The sequence below is a fragment of the Variovorax sp. 01N425 genome (assembly GCF_056399465.1).
In genome coordinates this window covers 1-15,093 of the sequence record NZ_JBFTRJ010000029.1, presented here as the reverse complement: position 1 = coordinate 15,093, position 15,093 = coordinate 1, and the positions used below count along the sequence as shown (strand labels likewise).

Here is a 15,093-nt window from a genome sequence, read left to right as displayed (position 1 = left end):
TCTCAGGCGAAGGTGCCGTGCAGGAACCAGGCGGTCTCGTCCTGCGCGAGACGCATCTGGAAGATCCACAGCACGCCGGCGTGCTCGCTCACGGCCACCCAGTAATCGCGGCTCGCCTGGCGCGTGGTCTCTTGCGCACCGTCACTCCGATTCCTCCCGTCGCCCTCCAGCGTGCGGTCCCACCATCCGCCCTCGACGCGGTGCGGCCCGGCGAGCAGCTGCAGCACGCCCTGGTAGATCGGCCGGTTGTGCTGGGTTGCGAGACGCAGCGGCTTCGGCAGGATGAAGGTCGGCTGCGGCACGTCGACCGTGCGGGAGGTCGTGCGCGGCGCCGGTTCGGGCGCCGGACGCCAGCGGCACATCCACTCCAGCCGGTGGTCTTCGAGGAGGACCGGGCGCAGCACGCGGTCGGGCCCGAACCGCGCTGCGATGCGCTCGAGCACCAGCGCCAGGCTCTCGCCCGATTGCCGTGCCTCCGGCAGCATCGAGCGGCTCTTCTCCTCCAGCGACTGCACTTCGGTCGCCAGCAGCTCCAGGTCGCCCACGGGCGCGAGCAGCTCGACCTTGCCCAGGTGCTCGGCCAGCAGCCGCATCAGGTGTTCGGTGTCGCGCGTGGCCTGGGCGGTGCGGACGGTGAGTTCGCCGCCGTCACCGGCGGTCCTGGCGCGCATCGCGTCATGGCACCAGCGCAGCGTGAACGCGGTCACGCCGGACCGCCGCGCCATGAGCCAGCCCGCCATCTGCAGCATCAGGCGGCGCGCCCCGAACAGCATGGCCGGCGCGTGCTCGACCCGCGCCATCAGCTCGAGCCTGGCGCGGAAGGTCTCCGACAGCTGTGCCCAGGGGTAGGTCTCGGTCTCCGGCCGCAGCCCGTAGGCCTGGTCGAGGGCCGCCAGCAGTTGGGCATCGAAGCGGCGGCTCAGGCCGCCGCGCGGCAAGGCCCGCACTTCGCCCAGCGTGCGGCAACCCAGGCGGGCGAGCGTCGCCTGGTGAGCCGCGACCTGCGTCAGGGTTTCGATCGGCAGCGCATCGAGCAATTGGGTGAGCGGCTTCGCGAAACCGTTCGAGAGACCGGCCCGGGCCACCGCGAGCGCGGCGAGGCTGGTCGGCGCCCAGCTCAGCTGCCGGACTCCGAGGTCGGGGCATTCCTCGCGCACGCGCTCGACCAGGCGGCGCTTGCCGCCGAACAGGCGCACGCTCTGTTCGACTTCCATCACGACCGCCGGGCACGGCAGAAGCGCTTCGAGGACCGCGACGCGGGGCGTGAATTGCAGGCACCACGTTGCGAGGCCGTCGAGTGCCTCAGTGCGCGGCTGCGGGTCGGCCGGCAGGCTGTCGGGAAGAAGGGCTGCCCACAGCATGGGAAAGCTCACGGGATTGACGCGCCGCGATCAGGCGGCTCGGGTGGCGAAGACGCGGCGTGAGGATGGCCTCCAAGCCCCCGGGCACCGAGGGAAGCGTCAGTTCCCCCTCGTGCGGCGGCCCCTTGCGCTTGAGCAGGTGGATGCGCAGCTCCCAGTCGAGGCCGAAGCGCGCCTGCAGCCGCAGCGGGGCGGCCGAGGCCTCGTGCTCGGCGGCGGCCGGCCGGCACAGGATGACGGGTCCGTCGCAGCCCTGGGCGCAGACCTGCAGGCGCCGGATCTGCTCCTGGCGGGCCTGCGGCAGCCAGCTCACGAGCATGCCGGCGGCATTGGCCTTGATGAGCTGCTCGGTCGCCCACAGGCGCTCGACCGGCTTGTCGGCGGCGATCCAGACCAGGTGGCGCTCGTCGAGGCCGAGGTGGTGCAGCCCCGGCAGGTGCGGAGCCCTCGGCGGGCCGATCACCACGATCTGCCGGCCCTGTGCGACCAGCGTGCGCATGGCGGGCGCGAGCAGCCGCCATTCGAGGACCGAGGGCTGGACCTGCAGCACCTCGGTCAGCGACTGGCAGGGCCAGCCGCCGCCCGGCAGTTCGGCATCCAGGCGTTCGAACCCTGTGCTCACGGCCGAAGTGACCGGCGTGCCGAGCGCATCGCCGCGCCAGACGGCCGATTCGACCGCGTGCGGCAGCACGACGGCCGGGCGCCATGGCCGCTCCGACGGCGGTGAACTTTCGCGGGCCGACGGCGCTTCATCGCCATCGGCCCATGACAGGGGGATGGCCACAAGGACTCCAGATGCTGTATGGATGAACAGTATCCGTCCGGCATAGGCGAGTGAGCAAGAAGGTTTACAAATTTGCCCCGCCCATGCCACTTTGTGAAATCCGGCCCGCCTGCACTCCCAAGGAAAATCCCCGTCCGGCGAAGCCGGGACCGCCGCCACAATGGGACGCATGTGCTACTCAGCCCAGATCCGCGCGGACTACAAGCGGTTCTTCCGCCTGTTCGGCGGCGTCTTGTCGCTGCGCGCGTTCGCCAAGCTGTACTACGAGCGCCAGGGCAACCTCAGGATCAAGATTCCGAAGGCCGTCGACGCGGCGTTCATGAACCCGGAGTCCGACGAGGAGCGGGAGATCAAGGGCCTGATCGACGCGTTCAATGCCGAACAGGCCATGGCGCTCGAGCAGGATTTCTTCAAGCAGCGCAAGCGCCTCGCCGACGCCGAACGCAAGCTCCAGGTCAAGGAAACGAAGAAGGCCGCGGAGGATGTGCGGATCGCCACGGCGAAGATCGAATGGGATCTCGGCAAACTGGCGGACCTGAACCGTGTCGAGCTCGAACCGCGAGACGCACGGATCTTTCCGGGGGGGTACGCGCCGGTGATGATCTGGGAGGACGGCCAGCGGCTGGTCAAGCCGATGCGCTACCAATGCCGGCCCGCCGGCAAGCTGGCGAAGTTCGATTCGCTTTACCCGGGCACCTACAACGCCAGGCGCGACAACCTAGAGGGGTTCTGGAAGGACCTGTTCGGCTTGTCGCACGGGATCATGGTCGTCAATGCCTTCTATGAACACGTCAAACGAGACGGCGAAGATGTGGTGCTTGAATTCCGGCCGCGGCCCCAGCAGGACATGCTGGTCGCATGCCTCTGGTCGCAGTGGTTAGGACCGGGCGAGCCGGACCTGCTCTCGTTCGCAGCGATCACCGATGAACCGCCGGAGGAGATTGCCGCCGCCGGGCACGACCGTTGCATCATCCCGATCAAGGCGGAGAACGTCGATGCTTGGCTGAAGCCGGATCGCGCGAACCTCCACGCCGCGTACGCGATCCTTGATGATCGCGAGCGGCCGTATTACGAGAACAAGCTGGCGGCATAGAGCGCGCGTACAACTGCTTTCTCGATGGGAGCTCGAGACAGGGTGCTGTTCGTCAGCCAGTGGCTGAACGACGGCCGCCGCTGGAAGCGGCCAACTGGAGATCACATCGAACCTAGGGAAATATTCGCAAAGTCCCGTTCTGATTCGAACGGTACGCGATGGCTTGATGGTGTAATGCTGGCCCCATAGCCCCAGCCGAAGCTGGCAGTCTTCCAAGGAAGAAAGAATGATTGATGAGCGGGCCGTGCAGACGGCCAAGTTCTGGGAGGCACTTCGCCTGCTGCGCGTCCCCTCCGGGCTGCGGGAAGGGGGGTTCGAGCAGTTCGCGCTGATGGTACTCGGGCTCACCTGCGCGGCGCATTCGCCCGGGTTTTTGACCGGCGAGGTGACCGACCAAGTGCGGAAAGCGTTTGAGGTCCTCAGTACGGCAAATCCACCCCAGGATGAGCATCAGTTTCAGCAAACATGGTTTGGCGCTTGCGATGCACTGGCCAGCGTCTTCCGGAGTTCCGGCCAAGCTGACGTTCCCCGCGAGGTCGGATCCATCGAAGCATTCGGCGGCATCGTCAGGCTGCTCAATCACTTCCAAGGGGCCTGGGGCTCCCGGCGCGAATTTCTGCTGAGCTGCTTCGATGAGGTGTTTCATCGAGTCGTCAGCCGCCTGACGGCGACCGGGTACCGCAGTGGCGATACGGCGGCCGCTTTGGCTGCGCACCTCTCCCCACGGATCGAACGCGTCTCGGAGTACTTTGCAACGACAGGCGAATTCGCGGTATTGCGGCACGCTGTCCTCAATGTGGAGACGAGCGCGCGCATTGCGGCAATGGACCGTCTGAGCTTCTTTATCGGTCTTCGACTCGACCTGCACGGCATTGATGCGGAGGACCGCCCGCCCCGTGAGGATGATCTTGCCTCTTTCGTTGCTCATCGCTTTCTGTTGGTTGATCATCCACGCCGAGTTGCCACCAGACAGCGACCACATTCACCAAGATGGGCTGACCACCAAACCTCGCTAGAGGCGCTGGACCAACTGCTGCAGAACAGATCCGATTTCAACGTGGGACTGATCGTTGTTCCTGGTGCCGATCGATCGGCCATGGGGTGGCGGGGCGCCCTCCGAGGACACCTCGTTCGCAGCGGTCGGCTGCTGGCGGTGATTGACTTGCCCCAGGATCGCCGCGATGGATCGAGCAAGCAGGTTTCGGCTTGGCTCCTCGGAGAAGAAAAGCCCAGCGACCATGTGCTTATGGTGGATGCGAAGAGTCTCGCCGGCAGAGGTGAACTTCGCGAGATCGGCCCACTCATGGCGTTCGTGGCTGCCATCGTGTCGCTTGGCGAGCCAGACGGGTGGCCTTCTCCAAGATTCGCAAAACAGCGCCGATCCGGCTCCGAGGACCTCGAGGCGACGCTGGAGGCCTACTTCAAGGACGGGTACCGGGATGTTGAAGGTGTCTGTCGGCGCGTTCGTACCGGAGAACTCGCCAAGAACGCCTACAAGCTCGCCGCGTCCGTCTATCTCGGAGGCGCGGAGACGGAGAAGAAGCGCAAGACGTTCATGCCACTGCTCAACTGCGAGCCCGTGCTACGGGCACTGCGGCAAGGACATGACATTGGCACACGCATTTACGTCATCGGCAACAACGGCGAGGGCAAGAGCGTTTTGCTCGGTGATCTGGCAGAACGTCTGGTGCAGCAAGGCCAGCGCGTCGTGGGCATCTCGTTCGGATTGACCGATAGATTCCCATTTCAGCGGCCCAAGAACGACGGGCAATCCTTCATCTATGTCGGAGCCCGCACTTCGGAACGCGGCATCGCGCTGGACCGCACTTCGGCGGACGTCATTCGCATGATTCGCGAGATCCACGTGAGTGCCCAACGGCTCGAGGTCTTCAATGCAGTCGTAAGGCACCTCGGCTTCGGTGAGCGTCGTTACTTGGTGCCACTCGATCTGAAGAGCTCGTTCGATGACGACCGCTCACGCTACTCAGACCTGCAGCAGCTTACGGAAAGCACTGATGAGAACGCGCGCATCCTTCAGAGCGCGGCTCCCAGCAAGTACGCGCTTGGTCTCATGCGGCAGGAATCGCAAAGTTCGATCACGACTTTTGGCGAGTTGAGCTCGGGTGAGCAGCAGCTGCTGACCCTTGCGCTCAAGCTCACTGCCTACGCTGGCCACGACACCGTGGTCCTGGTCGACGAGCCCGAGTTGAGTCTTCACGTGAGCTGGCAGCGCGCCATCCCGGCAATGTTGGAAATCGTCGGCTCCGGACTGGGTTGCTCGATCGTCGTGGCAACGCACTCGCCCGTCATCGTCGCCAGCGCGACGCATCGTGACGACCAGTGCTTCGTCGCCCGCCGGCATGCGCTGACGGAACTCAGTGTTCGTCAGCGTCGATCGGTCGAGACTGCCTTGTTCGATGGATTCCGGACCTACACGGCCAACAATCGGCAGGTGCATGAGCGATGCGCTTTGATGGTGTCGGCGGCCATCCAACGTGTAAACGCCAAGTCGCCAATACATGAAACGGACCTTCCCACCGCAGAGTCGTTGCACGAAGAGCTGGAGTTGATGGACCGAATTATTCGGCAGGCGGACTCGGCACAGCTGTCGCATGCGCGGGACGACCTTGAACTCGTCGCTCGCACTCGAGCAGCCCTCGATGAGCTGGCTGGAATCCATCGAAAAATCGCCGAATGAGCTGGTTCAAAGGAACGCATCCTTCGCGGGCTGAGATGCGCGTGGAAATCAAGCTGTACCTCGGTCGGGCGCACGGAACCAAGAAGCATGTCCCGCGAACGCAGGAACTGCTTCGGAGCCTATGGACTCAGGCGCGCCTACGTCCGTTTGTCGACGTTTGGCCGATGCTGGATTCGTTGATGGACGTCACGGGGCTGGGGACCGTCAAGGGCGCCGCCATCAAGTCTGCCTTCAGGCGCAGGCTGTTGGAGTTGCAGGGTGGACGATGCTGCTATTGCCGCCGATGGTTGGTTAGCACGGCGTACGCCAAGCCCATCGAGCACGTCTTACCGCGGCGGCACTATCCGCAGTTCTCGTTCGAGTTCTGGAATCTGGCGGTGGCCTGCAGCGACTGCAATGGCGCCAAGACTGATAGCGTGTGGGGCACCATCGCGAAGGCGCGGCGCCGATACCCGAGGGCCCGGGAGTTCACAGATGCGTTCCACCCAAGGTTTCATCGATACGATGAACACGTTCGCTACATGAGGTCGGAGACCGATGTAAGCGCCGTAGTACTCTTCACCGGGCTGACGGCCCAGGGGCGGCACTTGTGTCGATCTTTGCTGCACCGCATTGCTGCAAAGGAAACCCTGGTCGCGAACAACTCAATCTTGGCGCCCGCAATTGAGCAGATCCGCAACTTCGAGGCGAAGGCCGACGGCCTACGCCTGGAACGGTTCGAAGCCTTCCGTGCCGCGCTTGACCAAAGCGTCGTGCGTCTGCTCGAGTAGGACAATCTGCATGCGCACAAAGCGGGATGCATGCGAGGCAAGCACGCGCCTGTCGACTACAACATCCGAGGGAGCCATCGCCGATTCGCCATCGGTCTGACGAATGGCCTCCGACCCATTCCGTTACGATGGAAAGCTATAACCCTATAGTGGTGCGAGTTCGATCGGCGCCTTTGGGTCGGAGCCGCCAGAGAGCGGCCTCTCGCTGCCCGAGCTACTTCATGCCTCGCTTCGGCAACGTTTTTCAACCTGGCGCCGCTTGTATCAGGAGGGACAATGCTGAAGGGGATCAAGAAGATCAAAGGACTTGGGGTGTATGGCGACTACTCGTCGTCAGCCGATACCGTTGAGTTTGGTATCAAAAACCTGATCTACGGCTGGAACTACTCCGGCAAGACGACGCTGTCGCGCCTGTTTGCCCACCTCGAGCGCGGCGACTACGACCCGGACATCACGGGATACAGCTTCCTGTTCGAAACAGACACTGGAAACGTGACGGAAGTGAATGCGAAGACATGCGGTCACTTGGTGCGCGTCTTCAATACGGACTTCATCCACGCCAACCTGAATTTTAGTGGCTCCCCCAGCCGGCCCATCCTGCTACTGGGGTCCGAGTCGGAGGAGACCCAAAAGGAGATCGCGCGGCTCACGGAAATACGGGGGCGCATCATTCAAGCGATCGCAAACCAGCAAAAGGCGGCGAAGGCGGATGCTGAGGCACTCGCCGACGCGAGGAAGACGGCCGCCGCGGCGACGAAAGCGGCCCTGTTGCTTACGGGCATCTACACGGCGACTCAAATGGCGCCGGACATCCAACTCGTGAGTCTGGGCATGGAGAACTACAAGCTCCTGCCCGAGCAGCTCGAAGCGGACACGAAGCTCGCCCACACCTCCTATCAGGACGCGCTCCCCTCGGTGGCGAAGGTCAACCCCAAGTCCGGGCTTGTCGGGCTCTGGGAGCAGGCCGGGCCTCTGCTAGCCAAGACACCGGAGTTCGCCAACGCCATCCAATACCTGACCGAGAACCCGTCAGTGGCGAACTGGGTTGAGCGCGGGCTGGACTTGCACGAGCACAAAAAAGACTGCGAGTTCTGCGGCAATAAGCTCGCAGGCGAGAGGCTTGACGCCCTCCGAGCCCACTTTTCCAAGGCGCAGGCCGACTTTAAGTCGGAGCTACAAGCCTTCTTGAAGGATGCAGAGGGCGCCCGTCTGGATTTCGTGGACTTCAATCCGCGGCAGGTCTCGGCCCAATTCAGGAACCGTTTCCGCGCGGCCAACGAAGCGGTCAAAAAGGCGGCCGGTGCCCACGACTCGGCGGCAGGGATCCTCGCGGCGGAAGTGGAGGCAAAGATCGCATCGCCTTTCGTCTCGCGCACCGTGCCGAAAATGCCCGATGGCGTCGTGGACGCTTGGATACTCGCAGGCGCCGAGATCGACGCGATCATCACCGAGCACAACAAGATCGCAGACCACTTCCAGGTCGAGAAGGCGAATGCCATCAAACGTGCCAAGTGGCACTACGCCCAAGAGTTCGTCGAGAAGCAGAGAATCGACGACCGAGCCAAGAAGCAGGCCCAATGGGAGGCCCGCGTACAGAAATTTCAAAAGCTGGGTGACGCGATCGACAAGCACAAGCTCGACCTCGAGGCGAAGATCAGCCAAGCCCAAAAGGGACGCGAAGAGATCAATCGGCGCATCGAGACGCTCTTGGGCTCCGACGGCGTGCAGATTGCCGTGACGAAATTTAATGGCGAGGAGCGATTCAAACTCGTGCGCCGCAACGGCACCACTGCCAAGCATCTAAGCGAGGGGGAAAAGACGGCCATCGCGTTCTCGTTCTTCCTCACCAAACTCCAGGAGATCAAAGAGTTCGACAAGGCGATCGTCTTCATTGATGACCCGATCTCTAGTTTGGATAGCAACCACATCTTTCAAGTCAACTCGATCATCAAGGATGTTTTCTTCGAGCAGGCTGCCGGAACGGGCGAGTGGAAGACGAAATGCAAACAGGTCTTCCTCTCTACCCATAACTTCGAATTCTTCGGCTTGCTGCGCGAGATCGGTCCGACCAAGCAGACGAAGGTGCGCAACTATTTGGTGAAGCGCCTGTCACCTACCTCTTCGACCTTCGTGAACATGCCGGATTCGATGGCGAAGTACTCATCCGAGTACCATTTCCTATTCTCGGTTCTCGACGAGTTCCAGAAGGCGCCAGACAAGACCGACTTCAAGGTCCTCATGCATGTCCCCAATGCCGTGCGCCGCTTCGTTGAACTCTATACGTACGCAAAGTATCCCGACGGCAGCGTCGACACTCGAGCCGACCGTCTATTCGGCCCCGAGAAGTCAAAGCGCATCTTGAAGGTCCTGCACTACTTCAGCCACGGCAACAACATCGAGCGGATAGCCACCAACAATGATCTCATGTGCGACATTGAGGGCGCGGTGCAGGACCTCGTCTCGCTGATCGCCGCAAACGATCCGATGCATCTTGAGGCGCTTCGCGCTTCGCAATAGTGGGTCGAACATCGCAGTTGAGCGATAGCGTTGGCCCAAGCAGCATGTCGTTCAGGTCCGCCCCGTGGAGGACGGACTCATCCTGCAACAGATCCTGTACGCGGACGAGGTCCGTTCCCTGCAGGACCAGGACATCGAAAAAGTCACCGTTGCGCCAGCCGAGTTGCAGCTCGCGCTCCAACTCATCGATCAGATCTCGCAGGACACCGAGAGAATGGGCATCCGCATCGCCGCGCACTGCGCGGCAAGGCCGCCAATAACAGCCTACTCTCGCAGCGTGAACACCACCGACAGGTATGAGACCGGCTGGGTCTGGATGGCCTCGATCCCATGCAGTGCGCTCGCATCGAACAGCAGCGAGTCCCCTGCCGCCACCCCGACTGACTTGCCGCCATAGCGGTAGGTGACCTCACCGGACAGGAAGTACAGGAACTTGAGACCCGGATGCTGGAAGGTCACATAGGGATCGGCGCCGGGCAACAACGTGACCAGGTAGGGCTCGACGAACAGGTTGCCCGACAGCAAATGGCCCAGCAGCTCGTAGCGGTAGTCCGCCACCGCGCCGATGCGATCGACCAAGACACCATGTCCTGCACGCACATGGCAAAAGTCCGTCCGCCGCGCCTGATCCCCGAAGAACCGCGACGTCGGCACCCCAAGACCATTCGCGAGACGCTCCAGGGTCTCCACCGAAGGCGAGACCAAACCGCGCTCGATGCGAGAAAGCATCGAGGCAGAAATCCCCGAGGTCCTGGCCAGCTCGCCGCCAGACACATCGGCCGCCATGCGAAGCGCCCTCACCTGCGTCCCGATGCGCGCTGCAGACAGGCTGCGCACGACAGGTGCGGGTTGCCGCGGTCGGGCTCGCGTGACCGAGACCGGTAACCGCAGGGTTCGGGCCATTGGCAGAGGCGAGGCAACTTGTCGACGCGTCATTTGAACTCGTTGGCAGCGGTAAAGCTGGGAAGCTTGGCAACTGAGGCAACCGGCACGAGAAGCGGTTCATTCAAGGCTTGAAGCGCAGCGGCGCAACCCATTATGTACCATACAAGCGGGTGCATAAAGAAGTCCATGCGGCGAGATTCGCTGCATGCGATCGACGCAGGATCCCGCACTATTGAAAGCCTTTGCGGCCGAGCTGAAGGCTCGGCGGGCAGTGCGCGGGTTCAATCAAGAAGAGCTCGGTTTTGCGTCGGGCCTCAATCGCACATTCATTGCCAAATTGGAGACAGCCACGACCAGCCCTTCATTGACCAGTCTCATCTTCTTGTGCAATGGGCTCGAGGTAGAGCCGTCGGAACTCATGAGTTCCTTGATGAAGCGCTACAAGAAGGAGCTGCGGACTAAGTCGGCGGCCGAGTAGGAGATCTCGCCGATCATCCAGGGCAATTGCTTCTCCGATTGAAGCCATCTCTGTAGATGCCGCTGACCGGCTCCGAAGTCAGAGTGCATGGGCGTTCTGCCCGAAGACACGCTCAGCAGGCAAGGCGCAAAAGGGGCACGATTTCTCAGTCATTGCAGATCACCCGACCAAACGTCGGAACGACGCTCGATAGTCGAGGGGTTCCAGATGAACCTGATTCGCCAGGCTGCCCTTGAGGATGTAGAGCTTCGGTTCCTCGCGGAACTGAAACACACGATAGAGATGGAACGCCTCCTCCGCCTCTGCGGCGAAGTCCAACTCGTTGCGGCTGATGATGAATGAGGAGGCATGGCCACCGTTGGTGGTCTTGACCTCGATGAAGCGATGCTCGCCGGGCCGCTCATGCGAAAGGATGTCGTAGCCAATCCCGTCACCGAGGCGGTCCGAGACCCAGTCCAGCTGCTGGAACAGTTCCGGGTACCCGGCGTCAGCGAGCCGCCGCTGCTCGAAGCCGATGACCCACTGTTCACCGGCACGGCCAAGATTTCGGTTCGCTTCGTCGCGCTGAGCCCAGTTCGTTTTGCGCGGGAACCTCACTTTGGGCCCTGGCTCGGCCACCTCCACCACGGTCTCAAGGTTCGGAGGCCCCACCAAGGAGGCGTGAAAAGCCTGTTGGCCCGGCGTCTTGACCTCCTCCATCGCATCGACAACCTGGGACACCAGACCCGGTTGATCCACGACGAATTGCTGGACCGCCTGCCGCAACAGGAGTTGCGCGTTGCTACGAGGCTTGTAGCCGCGGACAAAGGGCAGTTCGAGGTCGTGCAAGACGGCACTGATGTTCTGGTACTTCAGCTCAACCGAGCCTTTGCTACGCCCGCGCAAGTGTTGGCGAAGCTGCGCATTGAACTCCGTCTTGGTGTAGCGCTGCTGCGCCGCTTCTAGCCGGAGCATCTCGAAATAGGAAGCGACCGTGGCCTCCACCTCGTCCGAGGTCCAGTCCTCGCCGATGCGCACGACCTCGAAGCCGAGGCGCTGCAGCTTGGGAACGACGGTGGCCTCACCGCCGGAAAAGTCCGCAGGTTTGAGCGGGCCCTCGTCAGGAAATTGATGGCCGAAAGCGGCTCCCACGATGGCTTTGGAATCGCACAACTGCCCGGTTTTCCCATCGCGAACCAGAAAATCGCGCGACTTTCCAAACCCATATCGCACCAGAAACGCCGTTCGACCGACGCGGGAAAACTCGTCCAGTGCGGCTTGAATGGCAGCGGGACTTTGGAGGCGCGAAAGTTCAACAGCCATCAGCGTTTGGGAAGAGCCGCCTCAGCGGTGATAAATAGGGCAGTCATACATTTCAAAAATTGAACGTGGCGAGAACTTTCTGGACGTCTGCTCTTTGCAAGCTGGTGTTCCGCCTGTGGTGTGAAAGCCGGGAGTACCTTGGACAATTTCTTGGGTACCTAGATTCGCCAGACTCCTGTACGCGCACATTGAAGCTGAGGGTTGGGCCGGCTCAATTGCACGGCGTCGCGATAGCGTTTGGCCGGGCAAAACTACCTCTGGCGTCCGCAATGCAGCGATTGCTGTCGGCTGTGGCCGCAGCTTGACCTCACGGTGCCTGCCTCGCAGCAATCATCCGAGCTCCGGCAATCTTGCCGGCCCGACAGCTGATTTGAGGGGGTCAGCTCCAATATTGGCGGCGTACCGCTGCAGGCGGCATCTTGAACGTCCGCTGCTTGCGATCGGGTACTGCTGCTCTCGACCTGGCGCAGTCAAAGTCGGGGATGAATTCAGAGAACCAAGACTGACATCCAACGATTGGATTCAGCGGATGCCAAAGGCGGCCCGATGGAAAGTCATGCTAGGTTGTCCCGTCTCAGAGCTTCTCCCATGTTTTCCTTGACTTGAGATATGAGTCTTCGTTGTAGAACATTGCAAAAACCTCACCGAAACGCGGTACGGCTTCCCCCGGCACGGCATGTGCGGCGTACCCCAGCTCTCCGATGAGTTCCGTCCAGTATCGAATGACCTGTAGAACCGCTAACTGTCGATAGGGAGCAACCGCCTCCCACATACCTGTTCGCAGGCTACCCTCCTCAAAGTTGGTGATTTCTTCGCCTGTCTCGGCGGTGTGCCGAACCATTGACATAGCACCAGGCAGCTGAGCGCCGATTCTCGCGTTGCGCGCTATCTGGTCCTTTCTCCTTTGCGACACGCGCGACTTGTACAAGGGAGTATCGACCTCGTCGAACCACCTTCCAACGGGGTCAGCCGATAAACTCCCTCCGACAAGGACGTCGATGTTTGAATACCGATCGCCTTCCGCGAAGTCGTGTAGCACGCGCATGATTGCCGTGTGCACAGGATCGGAAAGGTCGCGCGTCATTCGCAGTTGAATCGAGCGCCTTTTGGTCACCTCCTGCGAACGCTCGTACAGTAGTTCCAACTTGTGACCGATCTGATGCTTCATCTCTCTCAGTGTCGGAAATGTTCCGTCCGTTTCGATGAAATGGTCGAGCATCAGACACAGTTTTCCGATCCGCTCCAACCCCGTCGAAAGACTGGTGAACGCTTGAAAGTAGACGCCCTTGGTTGCGTAGTTCGCGCGACGAATCTGTGTTGCGCCAGTTCCGAGCATCTCTTTCGTAAACTGCGCTTCCCGAAGCAGCGCATTGAACGTGGACGTGAACATTCGCGACCTTGCCACAAGCGACATAACGTTTGACCTAAGAGTCGGTGCAAGGGCGAAGCCCTTGTGCTTACCAGCATTTGAGCATGCAACCGTGCCGCCCGCAAAAGATGCTGTGTGTACGGCTTGCGCAGTCCAGTTGCCAGCAAGCGGCCGTTGACGAAAGCCAGCTGCCATGTTTTGGCAACCGCCGCCATTCAAATGCCGTGACCGAGCGGCGGCCCGCAGTCGGCATCAGCCGGGCTAGCCCCCTCTATCGCAGTCGCTTTGCAGCGGTTTGCCGTCAGCCGGGGCTGCACTGTGACCTCACGGCTTCTACTCCATAGCGGTCTCCGAGAAGAGGGGCACGGGCTTGATTCGGCGATATGGTCGACGATGAATCGCGCGCTGCTCTCCGCTTTCGGCGGTCCTCGGAGGAACGAAGGCGCCGATGATCCGTCCCCGCACTCCAAGTGCCCCGGCCTCGCCGCGTTGATCTACCCGGCGTCCCGGCTCATCCTGAGCAGCCCGGATCTCGCTCAGAAGTTCGACGGGGTCGGCGTTTGCCTGCATTTGCACCAACCTTTTCTTGGACATCTGGCCGATCGCATCGTGTGCAAGCACCCGGTCGGCCGGCGGCACGGGCGGGTGATATCGCTTGACGACCTTGGCGCCGATGCGCGACTTGCTACGCAGCTTGAACGATGGCTGCAATATGTTCGTGTGGATGCGAGCCGCGGCGTACAACTTGGTAAGCACGCGCAAGGACTCCAAGCCCTCGAAGCGGCCATAACCAACCAGCCTGCGAACGAGCCCCATTCTTCTGCTCCACCCATGCTTGATCGTTCTTACGGTAGGCGCGCGCTCGCGTGACCTCAAGGCCCTGCGCTCGACACCATCCACGACGCGCTCGTTCATGAAGACGCTGTCGTTGTCGAAGTCCACGCCGCGCATCGGGAATGGGAACAGAGAACGTGCTCTGTCGATGGCATTGATGACCAGGGTGCCGTCGCGCGTCAGCATCGGCACGCACTCCGTCCAGCCGGTGGCAACGTCCGTCAGGACCAACGTCTGGATAAAGGTGCCCGCGAGCTGAGGACCGCAATGGGCGACGAAGTCGACTTCCAGGTAACCAGGTGCAGGATCATCCCAATCGCCGAAGGTGCGGATCGGGACCGCGCGACGGACAGCCGAACTCTGGCCTACGGCCCGCCGCCTGCCTTTGCTGGCAGCGAGTCGCAGAGACGCGAGAAGGCGGTCGATGGTGGCCGCACTGACCGCGAGCAGTTGCGCGTGCAAGCTCGCGTCGTCGGTGATCCTTCCGTGTCGAACCATCGCCGGCAACAACGCCGGGATCATGACCTTCAGACGTTTCGAGCAGACCCGATCGGAGACCTCCCAGAGCGCTCCCAGGGCCTCGCGCACGACTGGCCCATATCTTGAGCTTGGACGGCGCTCCTTCGGCGGCACCGGAGGATTGGAAAGCAATCGGATGCAGCGCTTGCGGTGGTAGCCGGTGATCGCCACGAACTCGTCCAGGATCGAGCTACGTTCGCTCTTGGATCCCAGCCGATACCGAGCGCCGACGGAGTCGACCAACTCTCTGCGTGTTGACATGCTCACTTGCCTCGTCATGTTCGTGTGCTCCGGCCGGACCATCCAGCAGGCAGCACGTTACGTGAGGCACGGCACTAGGGAAGGTCTGAACAACGTGCAAACGCGATCACGTTCAGCCGTTCGACCTGCGTCAAGCCGCAAGAACGCCGATGCTTCACGCGTTTCAGGCGCGTTGCGCCGCGTTCCTCGCGCCTCATGCTGTCCGCAGGCGGACCACTCCCG

The 15,093-nt window shown here is 61.9% G+C and carries 11 protein-coding genes; 5 read left to right on the top strand and 6 right to left on the bottom strand.

All coding sequences use genetic code 11. The features are described 5' to 3' along the window. Positions 1–2: 2 nt before the first annotated feature. Both AC1DSC_RS31310 and imuA read right to left on the bottom strand, forming a co-directional pair. Positions 3–1,361: a Y-family DNA polymerase gene (locus AC1DSC_RS31310; protein WP_478132008.1), complete on the bottom strand. Its 1,359-nt coding sequence runs from the start codon at positions 1,359–1,361 to the stop codon at positions 3–5. After that, positions 1,303–2,145: a translesion DNA synthesis-associated protein ImuA gene (imuA, locus tag AC1DSC_RS31305; protein WP_478132007.1), complete on the bottom strand. Its 843-nt coding sequence runs from the start codon at positions 2,143–2,145 to the stop codon at positions 1,303–1,305. Before imuA ends, AC1DSC_RS31310 begins: the two co-directional genes overlap by 59 nt. A 169-nt stretch (positions 2,146–2,314) precedes the next feature. Between imuA and AC1DSC_RS31300 the strand changes: the two genes are divergently transcribed. From AC1DSC_RS31300 to AC1DSC_RS31285, 4 genes are all read left to right on the top strand, one after another. After that, the gene (locus AC1DSC_RS31300) at positions 2,315–3,238 is read left to right on the top strand and encodes an SOS response-associated peptidase family protein (RefSeq protein WP_478132006.1); all 924 of its coding nucleotides are present in this window, start codon (positions 2,315–2,317) and stop codon (positions 3,236–3,238) included. A gap of 226 nt (positions 3,239–3,464) precedes the next feature. Further along, the gene (locus tag AC1DSC_RS31295; protein WP_478132005.1) at positions 3,465–5,936 is read left to right on the top strand and encodes an AAA family ATPase; all 2,472 of its coding nucleotides are present in this window, start codon (positions 3,465–3,467) and stop codon (positions 5,934–5,936) included. After that, a complete protein-coding gene (locus tag AC1DSC_RS31290) occupies positions 5,933–6,706 on the top strand; it encodes an HNH endonuclease (RefSeq protein WP_478132004.1) in 774 nt (257 codons plus the stop codon). Before AC1DSC_RS31295 ends, AC1DSC_RS31290 begins: the two co-directional genes overlap by 4 nt. Before the next feature lie 276 nt (positions 6,707–6,982). Next, positions 6,983–9,223 (top strand): AAA family ATPase, encoded by a 2,241-nt coding sequence (locus AC1DSC_RS31285; protein ID WP_478132003.1) that lies wholly within the window; start codon positions 6,983–6,985, stop codon positions 9,221–9,223. A 264-nt stretch (positions 9,224–9,487) separates the two neighbouring features. On the opposite strand, the gene AC1DSC_RS31280 is transcribed toward AC1DSC_RS31285, so the two are convergent. Continuing rightward, complete coding sequence (locus AC1DSC_RS31280) at positions 9,488–10,060, bottom strand: helix-turn-helix domain-containing protein (RefSeq protein WP_478132002.1); 573 nt, start codon at positions 10,058–10,060, stop codon at positions 9,488–9,490. A 253-nt stretch (positions 10,061–10,313) separates the two neighbouring features. Here AC1DSC_RS31280 and AC1DSC_RS31275 point away from each other — a divergent pair, with 253 nt between their 5' ends. Further along, a complete protein-coding gene (locus AC1DSC_RS31275; RefSeq protein WP_056586223.1) occupies positions 10,314–10,586 on the top strand; it encodes a helix-turn-helix domain-containing protein in 273 nt (90 codons plus the stop codon). Positions 10,587–10,745: 159 nt separating this feature from the next. Here the strand turns inward: AC1DSC_RS31275 and AC1DSC_RS31270 are convergent, their stop codons facing one another. The 3 genes from AC1DSC_RS31270 to AC1DSC_RS31260 all read right to left on the bottom strand — a co-directional run bounded on the left by AC1DSC_RS31270 (position 10,746) and on the right by AC1DSC_RS31260 (position 14,871). Then, on the bottom strand, positions 10,746–11,888 hold the full coding sequence (locus AC1DSC_RS31270; protein ID WP_478132001.1) for a protein NO VEIN domain-containing protein: 1,143 nt from the start codon (positions 11,886–11,888) through the stop codon (positions 10,746–10,748). 574 nt (positions 11,889–12,462) lie between these two features. After that, positions 12,463–13,278, bottom strand: coding sequence for a hypothetical protein (locus tag AC1DSC_RS31265; protein WP_478132000.1), 816 nt, complete (start codon positions 13,276–13,278; stop codon positions 12,463–12,465). 312 nt (positions 13,279–13,590) lie between these two features. Then, positions 13,591–14,871, bottom strand: a complete 1,281-nt coding sequence (locus AC1DSC_RS31260; RefSeq protein ID WP_478131999.1) for a transposase — start codon at positions 14,869–14,871, stop codon at positions 13,591–13,593. Positions 14,872–15,093: the final 222 nt, after the last annotated feature.